We start from the raw sequence: 14586 nt of genomic DNA on the forward strand, positions 1-14586 counted from the left end.
AAGTTATTTTTTGGCAAGTAATTGTTCATGACAAACGAGATCACCAAGAAGCCACGTATCTTGTCTCCATTTTTTATCATCTTGGTTCAATAACATCTGACATTGTAATCTGCCATCATGTTCAATCTGTAAACTAGGATTGTTTTTGCTCATCTCAATTACAAAAAAGCCATCATTTTCACTGATTGTGCGGCCAATATGATTCCGTACCACGGCTCCTTTTAGGGGCTTACCTTCTTTATTAAGCAGTCTCCCTATAACAGTAACTGTACTCATGATATTTACTTGGCCATAACCTACTCCGCCGCGGTTAAGGTGGTAGGGGAGCACCGTGGGCTTGATGGTGAGCGGTGCCCCTTCGTGGTCGGCCATCTCCAGTTGCAAGGCGCCACTTTGCAAGGCTGGCACCGAGACCAGATGGCGCCCAGGTCCAAGAGTTTGGACGCTACCCAAGTCGTCGCTAACCCGGATCCGTGCCGCCTCATCGTCGGCGTCGATATCGAGGATCATCGCAGCCTCATTGCCCATACCGCCCATCTCTCGAGAACCGAGCGCCAGCTCCCCCTCCCGCCCCAGTGCCACCAAGCTCTCCAGATTGATACCGCCAGTCACCTGTTCGTTATAAGAGGAGTGCTGGGCAAACAGGTCCCCCCCCAGCCAGGGCGATGCAAAACGGCCATAACCTGACAGGCCGGTACCATAACTGTCGTGGGTGCTACCGACGCTGACCTGACGAAGCGGCCCCCAGTCCACCTCCTGCTGATAATTGAGATAGGCGCTGCGCTGGGCACCGCCCGAGCGGGAAGTATTGCTGCCCAGCCCCAACGACAACTGGCGATCCTGTCCGCCCAGGTTGACGGTCAGACTGAACGTGCTGCCGCGATCCCGCTGCTGCGCCGTGCTCTCGCTGCCGGGGCGATCGAACAGGGTCACCCCCCAGGTCACCCAACGCCCCCACAGCCGATCGCTATAGTGCCATCCCACATCAGCGCCATTACCACGACCAGACTGATGAGAGAGATAGACCCCGAGGGATCCCCATTTTTCCAGCGATTTCTGCAGTGACAGACTGGACACCGCACTCGCCTCCCCTTGCTTGCGCAGATTGCGCGAATGGCTGGCCACCAGACTGCTGTTGCCATGCCAGTAGATCCCCTGCAAGTCGTAACCCCACCCCATGCCGACACTCTGGTTGAGGGAGGCAAAACCGTGGAGCTGACTGGTCGCCTCCCAATCAAGCGAGAGAGAGTGCTGGGCTCGTTTGTCCACATACTGGCTACCCGCCCCCGCTACCAGCGAGGGGAGCAGCAGATGGTTAACGGCAATACCACCACTGGCCCCTTCCAGATCACTATCTCCTTGCCGCACCAGCCAGCGGGTCTGGCGTCCGGCAAACAGGTTGAAGCGCCACGGCTCCTCCGGCGTCTGCCAGTTGGAGGGTTTGTAGATCATTTCGCGCCAACGGCGGGTCTCCTGACCATCCTCCAGCAACCGCAGTTCTACCTCGTAGATACCTCCGGGCAGCGATCGGGTATCAAGTGCCTGCAAACCCGATACGACCGGCTGGGACTGGATCAGGTTGCCATCACGATAGATCTCCACCATGCCCGGCCGGGCCGGTGCCACCTGGATCGGCGCCAGACTGGGGACCCCGCGCTCCCGGCGCAGCAGATCCGAGCTGCCCCACATCATCCCGAGCACTGTGGGGGTCGCGCCACTGTAGTAGTTGGGCTGACGCACCAACCCCTGCGCCGAGGGAAAGAAGAAGCCGAGACGATAAAAATTGGCCTCATGGAGCCGCTCGCCATAAAGCTGAGCCAGGCCGACTTCACTCGATTGCCCCTCCTGCCAGGTGGCATCCCCCTCCATAAAAGGGGTCCACGGTCCCCAGCTGCCCTCCAGCTGCAGGTTGTAGTGTCCATGGCGCTGAGTGCCCTGCACCAGGTTCAGCTGGTTCTGGATCAGCAACCCCTTGCTCTCTTGAGGCAGCGCCATAAAGCGCTGATCCCGCGCCCCCAGCTCCACCTGACCGGTCAGTACCGAGAGCTGGGACTCCTCCAGGCTGTATTGCAACCCCACTATGCCTTCGGGACAGGCACGGCCGCACTCGCCGAGTGGCAGATGGCTTCCCAACTTGCTCAACCAGCGTTCACGCGTACCCTCGTCAAACTCGCTCTCCTGTACATCCACCAGTGAAAGCAGCTGTACCGAGTTATCCCGCCCGAGCAGCACTTCCCCATCCCCCAGCAGGCGACCGTCGACAGTGACTCGCACCATCAGCGGGACGCCAAAAAAGTGCTCTTCAAACCCTTCCGGCAACTGCTGCGCCTGTTGCAACAGCAGTGCAGGTTTAGCCACCACCAGCGGAGCAGAGAGCAACAGCCCGAGCAAAAGAAGAAGAGAACGAACCATGAAGTACAACCTGAAAGCCTGAAATCTCAATTAAAGGGGGGCCTGATGGCCCCCACATCCCCAAGTCAGCCACCTTGAGCAGGCGGCGCCTCGGATTCAAACATCATGCTGACAATTCCCTGATAGTTGCCGGGCTTGTAGCCACCGCTTGGAGCCACGGCCGGAATGATCTCCAGTCCGACCTGTTTGCCGGTATTGGCATCGGCCTGAGTCAACAGCTCGGCGGATGTGGTGGTCAGTGCGACGCCTCCGACCTTGACCGTCAAACCGATGCTATCCTTGCCGCTAGCCATGGTGGCGGGATAGACCAGATAGCCCTTGATGGGGCCAAGAGTGCTCTTCATCTCCAGCTGCTTGGCCAAGGGATCCAACTTCTGGTTAAAAGGGTTGAAGGTCAGTTTCTGCGGGGTATTCATCCAGTCCCCGACCGGCTGCACATAAAACTTGTCCGTCGGGATCTGCGCCGTCACCGTTACCGTATGCTCGACCTTCTCGGCTGCCATCAGGGTACTGCTTGCCAACAACAGTGCGGGGGTGAACCATAACCTCTTCATAACCACTCCTTATTCTTTGATGATATTCATATGACATATCGATGTTCAGGCCTTGAACTCCTTGAATACCGATTGCTTTCCTTCTATCAGTTCAAAACGAACCGTACTGGTGGCATCTTGGCTGACCCGTTTTTTAACGCCGGGCAACAGATGCAGCTTCTCCGGTTGGCTGCATGACGTTTTGTCACACAACTCCAGATAATCGAGAATCACGGTGGTATTGCCCCGATTCTCCACATAGAGGGCACCGTTATCGCGGCCAATCCGGGTGTCATAATGGGTCTCTTTGGGTGCCACAAACAAAATGGTGCCATAACCGGTCATGATGCTGACACCGGCGCTAATTTGCTGCTGTGGTGGCAATTCGGTTATTTCATCATCCTGTGGTTTGACCGGTACAAAACGCACCCGAAAATAACGTTCGCGCTCCCTCTCACCCATATAAATAAAACGGGTAGCCTGGATTCCACCTATAGGAATAATCAACCGAGATGGACTTGTCACCAGCTGGCGAACGCCCTCCTCCGGTAACTCCCGCTCCTTCGGCACGCCATCGGCACCATATATAATTTCGGCCAGCGTTATTTTGACAAAGGCCGTCTCATTACCAAGATTTCTAACCCGCTTGAGCAGCGTAGTTTTTTCTGCTGACATATAGTCATATAAGGTGCCAACGCTAATATCTGGAGATGCCAAGACATTGCTGCTGAATATAAGCAGCAACACAGCAAAAATCTTATTCATGAAATAATAATCACACTATGAAAATGATAGAGAGTAGTGCCTTCATTGCAGGCTCCGAAAGATATATGAGTTCAATATATGTGAGTTCCATATATGCAAATCGCCCAATGATCATATTTGGCTCGGCGATTCGTCATTGAGGCCAGTCTAGATAATCCACACAGCGGACTTAATCGGAATAATCTGATACTGCCAAAGTATTTTTTCTGCAAACAATCAGACAATTCCTACAGCCAGCTTTCAACATCCTCCCCTATTATCTGAAATCATCTCAGTCAGCAGGGAAGTGACATGTTTGCGTTTAAAGAAGAGTTTCCGGTCGGTGACGTGGCATCCCTGACGACAGCGGACATTGCCGTGCCCTTTTATCAGCCAATCGTTAACCGGGATCGCCAGATCATCGGCTTTGAGGCGCTGGCCAGACGCTGGGAACCCCGCCAGCAGCGCTATCAGGGAATAGACTTTCCCTCTCTCAGCGATGACGAGTCCCTGCATGTGGATATCGTTATGCTCAGAGCCATTCTACGCGACCTGCCAGCACTGGCATGCCATGCTCCTTGTACCCTCTCGATAAACCTCAACCCCGCTTTTGAGAGCACTACATATAAGAACCTGCTGTTACTCACTCTCTTGCAGGCCCGCAAGCTGGATATCGCAATCTGGTTCGAGGTGGTGGAGTACGCCCCGCTAGAGCGCAAGGAGTTGGCCCTGATCGAGGTACTGCGCAGCCACGGTGCCCATATCGCCTGCGATGACTTTGGCACCCAGGAGTGCAATTTTCAGCGAGTGATGGCGCTCCCCTACGAGGTCATCAAGCTGGATCGCTCCCTGCTGCTGCAAGCGACTAGGAGTAGCCATGCCTTGCGCATGCTGACCGGACTGGTGGAGTACCTGCAGCGACTCGGCATGAAGGTGGTGTGCGAAGGGGTGGAAAACCAGACCCATATCGAGATTGCCGACCAGCTCGGCTGTGACTATCAACAGGGTTACGTCTACGCCATGCCCGCCCCCCTCTCCCGTTGGGCCTGAGCGGCTGTTTCATTTCGGCATTCTGTCGGCTCGCGCTGCCAACAATTTCCAGCCAAATTGCATGATGACGTGGGGGCGAGTACAATCTCGCACCCCGAATATCCGGCGCATCTTCTGTAGATAGGCCCGGATATGCCGTCATCGGGTCGCGCTGCATTGAGCCTCTTCTCTGAGAGCTTTTTGCACCGCAACTCAACCACTACGATGCCATCAGGTGGCATCGTCCTGATTTGCAATCAGATATAAAGAGTCCGCCATGTTTAAACCAGAATTGCTCTCCCCCGCAGGTTCCCTCAAGAACATGCGTTACGCCTACGCCTATGGCGCCGATGCCGTCTATGCCGGTCAGCCCCGCTACAGCCTGCGGGTGCGCAACAACGAATTCGATCACGAAAACCTGCAGCTGGGCATCAACGAAGCCCATGCGCTGGGCAAGCAGTTCTATGTGGTGGCCAACATCCAGCCCCACAACTCCAAGCTCAAGACCTTTATCCGCGACATGCGCCCTGTGGTGGAGATGAACCCCGATGCGCTGATCATGTCCGACCCCGGTCTTATCATGATGATGCGTGAAGCCTTCCCGGATATGCCCATTCACCTCTCGGTGCAGGCCAACGCGGTCAACTGGGCCACGGTGAAGTTCTGGCATCAAATGGGCCTGACCCGCGCCATCCTCTCCCGCGAGCTGTCGCTGGACGAGATCGAGGAGATCCGCATGCAGGTGCCGGAGATGGAGCTGGAGGTGTTCGTCCATGGCGCGCTGTGCATGGCCTACTCCGGCCGCTGCCTGCTCTCCGGCTATATCAACAAGCGTGACCCCAACCAGGGCACCTGCACCAACTCCTGCCGCTGGGAGTACAAGGTACACGAGGGTAAAGAAGATGACGTGGGCCAGATCGTCCACCGTCAGGAGCCCATCGCAGTGCGTCCGGACAACACCCTGGGCCTTGGCAAGCCGACTGATGCCCTTGTGCTGCTGGAAGAGTCCAACCGCCCGGGCGAGTACATGAGCGCGTTCGAAGACGAACATGGCACCTACATCATGAACTCCAAGGACTTGCGTGCCGTCGAGCACGTCGAGCGACTGACCAAGATGGGCGTTCACTCCCTGAAAATCGAAGGGCGCACCAAGTCTTTCTATTACTGCGCCCGTACCGCTCAGGTTTACCGCAAGGCCATCGACGATGCGGTGGCGGGTCGTCCGTTCGACCGCAGTCTGATGGGCACTCTCGAAAATCTGGCCCACCGCGGCTATACCGAGGGCTTCCTGCGCCGTCACAACCACAGCGAATACCAGAACTACGACTACGGCTACTCCGTCTCCGACACCCAGCAGTTTGTCGGCGAGATCACCGGTCGCAAAGGTGACATGGTCGAGGTCGAGGTGAAGAACAAGTTCCTGGTAGGCAACAACCTGGAGCTGATGACCCCGCAGGGCAACGTCCGTTTCAATCTGGAGCAGATGGAGAACCGCAAGGGCGAGCTTATCGATACCGCGCCGGGCAACGGTCACGTGGTCTATGTGCCAGTCCCGAAAGATCTGGATGTGAACTACGGCATTTTGCTGCGTAATCTTGGCGACAGCCAGGATACCCGCAACCCGCACACGGCGGCCTGAGATGGCGCTGCTCATCACCGACAAGTGCATCAACTGTGACATGTGCGATCCCGAGTGCCCCAACCAGGCCATCAGCCTGGGTGAGGAGATCTACGAGATCGACCCCAGTCGCTGCACCGAGTGCGTCGGTCACTATGAGAAGCCGACCTGCATCAGTGTCTGCCCTATCGACTGCATCATCTGGGATCCCGCTCATGTGGAGACCGAAGATCAGCTGATGGAGAAGTTTGTGCGGATGCACAGGCAGTAGCTGAAGCACAGACCGTAAAACGAAAAAAAGGCCGAATAATCGGCCTTTTTTGATCCTGCGTTCAGCGGCTGGCCATCACTTGCCGACCAGCCGGATCAGTTTGTCCAGCTCACGCTGGGCCTCCAGCATCCGGGTCTGGGACTCCTCCAGCCTGGCCTGCCGCTTGGCAATCTTCTCCGGTTTGCCACTGATTCTCGCCTCCTGCAGTTCAAGCAGACGCTCATCCACCTCGCCACGCAGTTTGTTAACCCTCTCTTTCTGCTCCTTAAGCAGACCTTCATCGGTACAGTTGGCCTTGATATTGCGCGCGGCCTGTTCCAGCCCGGCAATCTGCCCGGCGTTATTGTGTTCTTTGGCAAACACCAGCTGGTCATTGATGGCCTGCAGACGGGCCTTGCAACCGACCGCCTCACTGCCAAAGGCCTGACCCGCCAACAGCAGCAAGCCGGCTCCCAATACTTTCCACATCTCGATTCATCCGGTCTTGTTTGCGAGCTGACCATAAAAACCTCGATCGGCAGCAGGGTCAAGCAAGCGGGAAAAAGGTGCGACAGAAGTTGTGCAACATCACGCAATTGCCACCCTGTTGGTTCTACAATGGCGCTCTTTCCAATCGGGAGTCTGTTATGAATCAACAAATTGTGGTCATTGCCAACGGGGCCCCCTATGGCAGCGAATCCCTGTTCAACGCCCTGCGTCTCGCTATCGCCCTCAACGAACAGGGTGGTGCCAGCCTTAAGCTGTTCCTGATGTCCGATGCGGTGAGTGCTGCGCTGGCCGGTCAGGCACCGGCCGAGGGATACAACCTGCGCCAGATGCTGGAGATCCTGCTGGCGCAAGGCGTCACCATTCGCCTGTGCAAGACCTGCACCGATGCCCGTGGCATCACCGCCCTGCCGCTGATCGAGGGGATTGAGGTCGGCACCCTGCCGATGCTGGCCCAATGGACCCTGGCTGCCGACAAGGTGCTGACCTTCTGATCACCCCCTCCGGATCTCTTGCTCCTTTAGCTCTCATCTGACCCTCCATGGCCCCCGCCATACGGGGGCATTGCACGCGCCGCCAGTCTCACTGACTACACTATCAGTTGCTACACCTGCTTGTTTGTCCCACCTCACGGACAGCGTAACGCCCAGTAATAAACCGAGGACGACGATGAATCCGACCGAACAGACCCTGCTTGAGCAGATGAGGATCACCGACTTCGAAATTGCCCATCGCAAGGAGTTATTGCTGCTCAATGAGCAGGATGTGGCGCGGCTGGCAAGTTATTGCAGCAAGATAGAACCACGGATCGACGCCCTGGTGGATCGCTTCTACCAGCAGCAGACGGCCATCACCGAGATCGCCCTGTTGATCGGGGATGCCGATACCCTCATACGGTTGCGCACCGCGCAACGGCGCTATGTGCTCGATCTCTTCAGCGGCCATTACGATCTGGAGTACGTCAACAACCGGCTGCGGATCGGGTTGGTTCACAAGCGGATCGGGGTCGAACCCAAGCTCTATCTGGCCGCCATCAACACCCTCAAAGCCCTGCTGATCGAGGATATGTTCGAGCAGATCCACGATGAACCGGAGCGTCTCGTCATGCTGGCCGCACTGGACAAACTCTTTCTGTTCGACATCACTCTGGTCTTCGAAACCTACATTCGCAGTCTGGTGTCGGAAATAGAGTCATCCAGAGAGAAGTCGGAGAACTATGCCAAGAGTCTGGAGCAGAAAGTACGCGAGCGTACCAAACAACTGGAGGAGCTGAACCGCACCGATGCCCTGACCGGATTGCTCAACGTTCGCCACCTCAACGAGCTGTTGCTGCTAAGCCTGCGCACCTGTCAGCGCCGTGCCGAACCCATGGCCATCGCCTATCTCGATATCGACAACTTCAAGCAAATCAACGATACCGAAGGTCACCAGCGCGGAGACGAGATCCTGCGCATCGTCGGCAACTGCATCCGTCAGGTATTTCGCGCCGAAGACTGCTGCTTTCGTTATGGGGGAGATGAGTTCTGCCTGATCCTGCCCAACTGCAACGAGAGTCAAGCGCGGGATATCTATCTCAAACGATTGATCAACACTGTCAAGGAGCAGCTGGGCGATCTCACCCTCAGTATCGGCATAGTGCAGACCGGGCCGGAGCACTACGACGACGGGCTAAACCTGATCCGGCTCGCCGACGAGAGGATGTACGCAGCCAAGAAGGCGCTCAAAGAGAAGACGCCGGGTAGCACGCACTGAACATTCAGCATCACAGAACCCCGCATTAACCGGGTCAGCTCCGCTCAACCACAGACGTGGCCACTGCGGGACGCTGTACTCTGGCCCCCCACTCATAGAGCGCAAAAATCGCCACACAAAGCAGCGCCATCAGCACATAGAGCAACTGACCGCTCCACTGCTCGAGGATCCAGCCTCCCAGCAGGGCGCCGGCGGCCCCTCCCAACCCGGCCAGTGCGCTGGCACCAAAGTAGCTCCCCTTGAGGTGGGTGGGGGCCATCTGGTCGATCAGCACGTTAAGCAGGGGGAACAGGATGGTCTCGCCGATGCTGAGCAGCAGCACGGCGCCAAACCAGTGGCTGCGCACCATCGGGTCCCCCAGCGCGAAGAGCAGCTGGGCCGCCAGAAAGAGCGCCATACCGATATGAAGCCGTACCCGCACCGGCCAGCGTGACAACAACCGCAGCAGCGGAAACTGCAGCAGCACCACGGTCAGGGCATTGGTCGCCACCAGCAGAGCAACCAGCTCGGCCACCTGCGGCATACCAGCCCGGGTCAGGTACTGCACCAGCGGCGAGTGAAACTGGGAGTAGACAAGCACCATCAGGAGATTGGCCATCACCAGCAGCAGGAAGGCGCGATCCGCCAGCAACACCTTGATGGCATCCCGCAGTCCGGGGCCAGCAGCACCCGGCTTGCCTGTGCTGCCAGCCCGGCGAAATCCCCAGCCAAAGGCCAGCGCCAGCAGCAAATAGCTCACCACCAGAAACAGAAAGGTCTCCTGCTGGGCGTTGATCCCGAGGGTCACCCCGAGCAGAGGCCCCAACGCGGCCCCCAGGTTGAGCAGAAAATAGCGCAGGTGCAGTGCCAGCTCCCGCGCCTTGGCCGAGGCCAGACTGTCGGCCATCAGCGCCTTGCCAGGGGCATCGATGAGCCCCGACGAGAGGCCGCTGCCCATCATCCCGACTCCGAGCCAGAACACCTCGTGCGAAAAACCGAGCAGGCCGAAACAGATCATCGCCACCAGACAACCGGCCAGCAGTATGCTGCGCCGCCCGAAGCGATCAGAGAGCCAGCCGCCGTAGAAGCTGACCAGGGTAGAGAGGGCCATTGAGCCCCCCAGCAACAGGCCGATGAAGGTGGCCGAAAGGTCATACTCCCGATAGAGCAGAATGGAGAGGAAGGGCCACACCATGTAGTAGCTGGTGCGTACCATGAAGGTGCCCAGAATGACGATCCAGACCAGCGGGGTAAATTGCCTGAAGGTGCTCCATGACATCGCTATGCTCCATGCCCCGCAGCTCTTACCACAAGATCCTGTCATAAACGGGGAAAGCATTCAGTTGTAACAGAGGGCCTCAATAGAAACAACCCTCGCTCACCGACAAGGTGCAACCGGATGCAAAAAGGCCAGCCGATGGGCATCGGCTGGCCTTTTTATCGCGGGATTTCCCTCGGGCTAGCGCCAGGGGCTCTGCTGCCACAGACGCCCCAGTCCGGCTTCCAGCGCCTGAGCGCCCTGCTGTCCCAGCTTCTGGGTCAGACTTTTAGGCTTGCGATAGCTGATGCCGATCACCTTGTGGTGGCTGGCCTGCGCCAGCAGATAGTCATCACTGGTGCAGAGGGTATCCACCAATCCCAGCCCCTTGGCCTGACTCGCCAGCCAGTGCTCGCCGGTCGTGACCTGATCGATATCGAGTTGCGGGCGGTGTTCGGCCACAAAGGCCTTGAAGCGCTCGTGGATCGCTGCCAGCTCCTCGCGAAACTTCTCGCGCCCCAGATCGTCGTTCTCGCCGAACATGGTGATGGTGCGCTTATACTGACCGGCGGTGTGCATCTCAAATTCGATGTCATGCTTTTTCAACAACTTGTTGAAGTTCGGCATCTGGGCGATCACCCCGATGGAGCCGACGATGGCAAAGGGGGCCGCCAGGATTTTGTCCGCCACGCAAGCCATCATGTAGCCGCCGCTCGCCGCCACCTTGTCAATCGCCACGGTGAGCTTGATGTCACGATCGCGCAGTCGCTGCAACTGGGAAGCGGCCAAGCCGTAACCATGCACCACGCCGCCACCAGATTCGAGCCGCAGCAGCACTTCGTCGCCGGGCTGGGCGACACCAATCACCGCGCTCACCTCCTCGCGCAGGGAGGCCACCTCTTTGGCATCCATGCTGCCGTTGAAGTCGAGCACGAACAGGCGACTGCGCTCATCCCCCGCCTTGGCGCGCTTTTTCTGCTCCTCTTTCTGCTGCTTTTCCATCACCTTGCGCTCGGCCTTGCTGGCGAGCGCGCTCTTGAGCGCAAATTGCCCCTGCTCCAGCTCGCTCGAGAGATCGGTCACCACCAGCTCACCCTTGCGCGCTTTCGGCTGGCGAGTGCTGACGATCATCAGGATGATGGCGCCGATGGCCAGCAGGAAGGTCACTGTCTTGGCCAGAAACAGGCCATACTCGGTCAGAAATGTCACGATGGACTCCAAAATTGATCGGTTTTCGTCACATTCTAGGGAGTTTGATGGAGGCGCGCAAAAAATCGCAGCCAGTGCCCGGAAAAACCAACCCGAGCATCACAACCTCTCTATTTTCTTCACATTTTTCTTGCCGCTGGCTGGTCAAACAGGCGCGCGGATCAGTACACTTGGCGCCGATTGCCATGCACTTATGGCCGGAATTTGTTAACAGGAGTTGTCATGCTCGATTATCAGGCACCCCGCGATCTGCTCAAGGATAAAGTCATTCTGGTCACAGGTGCCGGCGACGGGATCGGCCGCGAAGCCGCCCTCACCTACGCTGCCCACGGTGCCACCGTGATCCTGCTCGGCCGCACCAGCGCCAAACTCGAAGCCGTGTATGACCAGATTGAAGCGGCCGGTTATCCGCTGCCCGCCATCGTGCCGGTGGATCTGAAAGGGGCCACCGCCGCCCACTACCGCGGCATGGCCGAAACCTTCGCCCAGCAGTTTGGCCGCCTCGACGGCGTGCTGTTCAACGCCGGTCTGCTTGGCACCCTCTCTCCGTTTGAACACATTCAGGAGAAGGAGTGGGACGAGGTGATGCAGGTCAACGTCAAATCGGAATTCCTGCTGACCCAGGCGCTGCTGCCGCTGCTGCGCCAGACCGCCAAGGCGCAGGGCGATGCCTCCATCGTCTACACCTCCTCCAGCGTGGGACGCAAGGGGCGCGCCTACTGGGGCACCTATGCCATCTCCAAATTTGCCATCGAGGGGATGATGGAAGTGCTGGCCGACGAGCTTGAGAACACCGGTGTGCGGGTCAATACGCTCAATCCGGGCGGTACCCGTACCAAGATGCGCGCCAGCGCCTTCCCGGCGGAAGATCCCATGAACCTCAAGACTCCGGCCGACCTGATGCCGCTCTACCTCTACCTGATGGGGTCGGACAGCCGCGGCAAAACCGGCCAGACCTTTGTGGCTCAGCCAAAATAAACAGGCGGCTCAGTCCAAATAAATCAATAAAATACCCAGAGTGTTGTGCGGCAGGGGTTAAATTGAATAGGGGGCACAGGCTCCCTGTTCGAACCACTGACCATCCTATCTCCAATCAGGTTGAACTATGTTTCGTCCCAAGAGCACGTTTGAGCAATGGCGGATCTTTCAGGCGGTGGTCGACTGCGGCGGCTACGCCCAGGCGGCCGAGGCGCTGAACAAGAGCCAGTCCTCCCTCAATCATGCGGTTGCAAAGTTGCAGCAGAGTCTGGGGGTGCCCTTGCTGGAGGTGCGCGGCCGCAAGGCGGTGCTGACACCGGCGGGCGAGATCTTCCTCAAGCGGGCCCGTCAGTTGAGCCAGCAGGTGGAAGAGCTGGAAAATCTGGCCAACAACCTGGAGCGGCAGTGGGAGCCGCAGATCAACCTCTATGTTTCGGCGCTGCAGCCAAGGGATCGCCTCTATCGGGCGCTGGCCAGTTTCTATCCCCGCAGCCGGGGTTGCCGGGTCAACCTGCACGAACGCATTCACTGCCACTTCAACGCCCTGCAACCGGGGGATCTGATGCTCTCCGAGCACCTGCCCGGCGATCGCACCGGCCTGCTGCTGGACGAGGTGTGCCTGCTGCCCCTCTGCGCCGCCAGCCATCCGCTGGCGCAAGAGGAGGGGCCCATCCGCAGCGACGTGCTGACCAGCAACAACCAGATCAGCCTTCATCCCCCCATTCACCGCTCGGTGGACTGGAACGATGCGGATGACACCGGCTGGAAGGCAACCCACTACTACGAAGTGCTCGCCATGCTGCGCCTCGGCCTCGGCTATGCCTGGCTGCCGCGCCATCTGGTGGAGCGGGAGCTGGCGGAAGGTTCACTCATACAGCTGGATCTGGAAAGCGGCAACGAGCGCCACCTCTACACCTATCTGCTGACCCTCTCCCCCGAATCTCTCGGCCCCGCGACCGAGCTGCTGCTGCGCTGCCTGCGCAACGAGTATCAGGGCGAATCAGCGACGCTCCCGCACCCCCAGCCCCGGCACGACAAATAACAGCCAGCCCCCTGTCAAACGTTGGGCACCCGCCAACTGGCGGCCAGTGCCACCAGCGCCAATCCCAGCGCCACCATAAAGACCCCGTGGAAACTCCACACCTCCGCCACCACACCGGCGATGGCCCCCGCCATGATGGAGCCGGTGCGGATGCTGTTGGCAAACAGGGTAGTCGCCACCCCGGCCCGCCCCGGCATCAGATCCTGAAAGTAGGACATGCCGATCCCCGCCACGATACCGATGAAGATGGCGTTGAACAGCTGCAAGGCGATCAGGGCGTATTGGTCGGTGAGGGTCACCAGACCTGTGTAAAAGGCCGCGCCAGCCAGCACCGCCAGCAGCATCATGGGGCGCTTGCCAAAGCGCGCCGTGTAATAACCCGCCAGCAGCATGAAGGGGATCTCCAGCGCCGCCGCCGTGCCCATCAGGATACCGGCAAGCTTCTCATCCATCCCAAGCTCCCGGGTGATGTAGAGCGGCATATTGATGAGGTACATGCTGTTGCAGGTCCACATCAGGGTGGAGGCGATAAAGAGCGCCCGCACCGCCGGATCCCGCCAGCTGCTGACCCGCTCGATCTCTTCAGCCATCTTGGGCAACGGCAGAGAGGGCAGCCAGCGCCACACCACCAGAGCGCAGAGCAGGTAGGCCAGTGCCGAGGCCAGGTACATCAGCTCGAAACCGTAGCCGATGGCCAGCGCGAAGGCGATGGGCGGGCCTATGACCCAGGCCAGCGAAAATTGGGCGCGCATCACCGAGCTGAACATGTCCGCCCGCCGGTTGCGGCTGTCGGAGTACTCCCGCGCCAGCGCAAACAGCTGGGGGCTGGCAGTGGCCGCCAGCGCCGCCAGCATCACCCCAAGACTCGCCAACAGCCAGTAGTTGCGGTTCCAGGCAAACAGCAAGGAGAGCGCCACCCCGGCAAAACAGCAGCGCAGGATCAGTCGCTTGCGATCCCCCTTGTTGTCAGAGCGATGGCCCAGCCACTGGCTGACCAGAATGCCCACCACCGCATTGATGGTATAGAAGAGCCCGACCAGAAAGGGGCGCACCTGCACCTCTTCGGCCAGAAACAGACTTAAGGTAGGCACCTGCAGTGCCACCGCGACGCCGGTCATAAAGGTCACGGCAAGAAATGAAAGAGAGACGGGATCCGGGCGTTTGACCGCAGCTATCGACAAGCTCATAGGGTTACCACTGATTGGAAGGACGATACGGGCTAACGGGCGGCAGCCGTATGAAAATTCGGCGCCTATCTTATGTCACTATCAAGAG

The 14586-nt window shown here is 58.6% G+C and carries 14 protein-coding genes; 7 read left to right on the forward strand and 7 right to left on the reverse strand.

All coding sequences use genetic code 11. The features are described 5' to 3' along the window. Positions 1–3: 3 nt before the first annotated feature. From ACTG2B_RS15670 to ACTG2B_RS15680, 3 genes are all read right to left on the reverse strand, one after another. Positions 4–2412 (reverse strand): CS1-pili formation C-terminal domain-containing protein, encoded by a 2409-nt coding sequence (locus tag ACTG2B_RS15670; RefSeq protein WP_323937103.1) that lies wholly within the window; start codon positions 2410–2412, stop codon positions 4–6. A gap of 65 nt (positions 2413–2477) precedes the next feature. Then, positions 2478–2966, reverse strand: coding sequence for a CS1 type fimbrial major subunit (locus tag ACTG2B_RS15675; protein ID WP_151285607.1), 489 nt, complete (start codon positions 2964–2966; stop codon positions 2478–2480). Positions 2967–3011: 45 nt separating this feature from the next. Further along, positions 3012–3710, reverse strand: coding sequence for a hypothetical protein (locus ACTG2B_RS15680; protein ID WP_439996360.1), 699 nt, complete (start codon positions 3708–3710; stop codon positions 3012–3014). Positions 3711–4001: 291 nt separating this feature from the next. Here ACTG2B_RS15680 and ACTG2B_RS15685 point away from each other — a divergent pair, with 291 nt between their 5' ends. The 3 genes from ACTG2B_RS15685 (at position 4002) to ACTG2B_RS15695 (ending at position 6607) form a co-directional block, all read left to right on the forward strand. Further along, positions 4002–4739 (forward strand): EAL domain-containing protein, encoded by a 738-nt coding sequence (locus tag ACTG2B_RS15685; RefSeq protein ID WP_111900532.1) that lies wholly within the window; start codon positions 4002–4004, stop codon positions 4737–4739. A 256-nt stretch (positions 4740–4995) separates the two neighbouring features. Next, positions 4996–6357 (forward strand): prephenate-dependent tRNA uridine(34) hydroxylase TrhP, encoded by a 1362-nt coding sequence (trhP, locus tag ACTG2B_RS15690; RefSeq protein ID WP_042082572.1) that lies wholly within the window; start codon positions 4996–4998, stop codon positions 6355–6357. Between the two features lies 1 nt (position 6358). After that, on the forward strand, positions 6359–6607 hold the full coding sequence (locus ACTG2B_RS15695) for a YfhL family 4Fe-4S dicluster ferredoxin (RefSeq protein ID WP_005334896.1): 249 nt from the start codon (positions 6359–6361) through the stop codon (positions 6605–6607). 75 nt (positions 6608–6682) lie between these two features. Here ACTG2B_RS15695 and ACTG2B_RS15700 read toward each other — a convergent pair whose 3' ends face one another. After that, positions 6683–7075: a DUF1090 domain-containing protein gene (locus tag ACTG2B_RS15700; RefSeq protein WP_374879149.1), complete on the reverse strand. Its 393-nt coding sequence runs from the start codon at positions 7073–7075 to the stop codon at positions 6683–6685. A gap of 158 nt (positions 7076–7233) precedes the next feature. Here ACTG2B_RS15700 and ACTG2B_RS15705 point away from each other — a divergent pair, with 158 nt between their 5' ends. Together ACTG2B_RS15705 and ACTG2B_RS15710 are read left to right on the forward strand one after the other, a co-directional pair. Beyond that, positions 7234–7587 carry a DsrE/DsrF/TusD sulfur relay family protein gene (locus tag ACTG2B_RS15705; RefSeq protein WP_005334901.1) on the forward strand — a complete coding sequence of 118 codons (354 nt, stop codon included), beginning with the start codon at positions 7234–7236 and terminating at the stop codon, positions 7585–7587. A 175-nt stretch (positions 7588–7762) separates the two neighbouring features. Continuing rightward, on the forward strand, positions 7763–8845 hold the full coding sequence (locus ACTG2B_RS15710) for a diguanylate cyclase domain-containing protein (protein ID WP_069526364.1): 1083 nt from the start codon (positions 7763–7765) through the stop codon (positions 8843–8845). Positions 8846–8879: 34 nt separating this feature from the next. Here the strand turns inward: ACTG2B_RS15710 and ACTG2B_RS15715 are convergent, their stop codons facing one another. Further along, entirely contained in the window at positions 8880–10103 is a 1224-nt protein-coding gene (locus tag ACTG2B_RS15715; protein WP_439996364.1) for an MFS transporter, read from the reverse strand. A gap of 180 nt (positions 10104–10283) precedes the next feature. Further along, positions 10284–11291 (reverse strand): protease SohB, encoded by a 1008-nt coding sequence (gene sohB / locus ACTG2B_RS15720; RefSeq protein WP_005347779.1) that lies wholly within the window; start codon positions 11289–11291, stop codon positions 10284–10286. 222 nt (positions 11292–11513) lie between these two features. Here sohB and ACTG2B_RS15725 point away from each other — a divergent pair, with 222 nt between their 5' ends. Further along, a complete protein-coding gene (locus ACTG2B_RS15725) occupies positions 11514–12269 on the forward strand; it encodes a YciK family oxidoreductase (RefSeq protein WP_005334909.1) in 756 nt (251 codons plus the stop codon). Positions 12270–12396: 127 nt separating this feature from the next. Further along, positions 12397–13311 (forward strand): LysR family transcriptional regulator, encoded by a 915-nt coding sequence (locus tag ACTG2B_RS15730; protein WP_323937096.1) that lies wholly within the window; start codon positions 12397–12399, stop codon positions 13309–13311. Positions 13312–13325: 14 nt separating this feature from the next. On the opposite strand, the gene ACTG2B_RS15735 is transcribed toward ACTG2B_RS15730, so the two are convergent. Further along, the gene (locus ACTG2B_RS15735) at positions 13326–14498 is read right to left on the reverse strand and encodes an MFS transporter (RefSeq protein WP_323937095.1); all 1173 of its coding nucleotides are present in this window, start codon (positions 14496–14498) and stop codon (positions 13326–13328) included. Positions 14499–14586 lie beyond the last annotated feature (88 nt).

This window comes from Aeromonas sp. 30P (genome assembly GCF_051919805.1).
Lineage (GTDB): Bacteria > Pseudomonadota > Gammaproteobacteria > Enterobacterales > Aeromonadaceae > Aeromonas > Aeromonas veronii.

What these genes read in the sequence shown, in the direction of transcription:
- ACTG2B_RS15670 (WP_323937103.1), bottom strand. Translation starts at nt 2,412, where the DNA reads ATGGTTCGTTCTCTTCTTCTTTTGCTCGGGCTGTTGCTCTCTGCTCCG.
- ACTG2B_RS15700 (WP_374879149.1), bottom strand. Translation starts at nt 7,075, where the DNA reads ATGTGGAAAGTATTGGGAGCCGGCTTGCTGCTGTTGGCGGGTCAGGCC.
- ACTG2B_RS15725 (WP_005334909.1), top strand. Translation starts at nt 11,514, where the DNA reads ATGCTCGATTATCAGGCACCCCGCGATCTGCTCAAGGATAAAGTCATT.
- ACTG2B_RS15695 (WP_005334896.1), top strand. Translation starts at nt 6,359, where the DNA reads ATGGCGCTGCTCATCACCGACAAGTGCATCAACTGTGACATGTGCGAT.
- ACTG2B_RS15680 (WP_439996360.1), bottom strand. Translation starts at nt 3,710, where the DNA reads ATGAATAAGATTTTTGCTGTGTTGCTGCTTATATTCAGCAGCAATGTC.
- ACTG2B_RS15675 (WP_151285607.1), bottom strand. Translation starts at nt 2,966, where the DNA reads ATGAAGAGGTTATGGTTCACCCCCGCACTGTTGTTGGCAAGCAGTACC.
- ACTG2B_RS15685 (WP_111900532.1), top strand. Translation starts at nt 4,002, where the DNA reads ATGTTTGCGTTTAAAGAAGAGTTTCCGGTCGGTGACGTGGCATCCCTG.
- ACTG2B_RS15735 (WP_323937095.1), bottom strand. Translation starts at nt 14,498, where the DNA reads ATGAGCTTGTCGATAGCTGCGGTCAAACGCCCGGATCCCGTCTCTCTT.
- ACTG2B_RS15730 (WP_323937096.1), top strand. Translation starts at nt 12,397, where the DNA reads ATGTTTCGTCCCAAGAGCACGTTTGAGCAATGGCGGATCTTTCAGGCG.
- ACTG2B_RS15715 (WP_439996364.1), bottom strand. Translation starts at nt 10,103, where the DNA reads ATGTCATGGAGCACCTTCAGGCAATTTACCCCGCTGGTCTGGATCGTC.
- ACTG2B_RS15710 (WP_069526364.1), top strand. Translation starts at nt 7,763, where the DNA reads ATGAATCCGACCGAACAGACCCTGCTTGAGCAGATGAGGATCACCGAC.
- ACTG2B_RS15705 (WP_005334901.1), top strand. Translation starts at nt 7,234, where the DNA reads ATGAATCAACAAATTGTGGTCATTGCCAACGGGGCCCCCTATGGCAGC.
- trhP (WP_042082572.1), top strand. Translation starts at nt 4,996, where the DNA reads ATGTTTAAACCAGAATTGCTCTCCCCCGCAGGTTCCCTCAAGAACATG.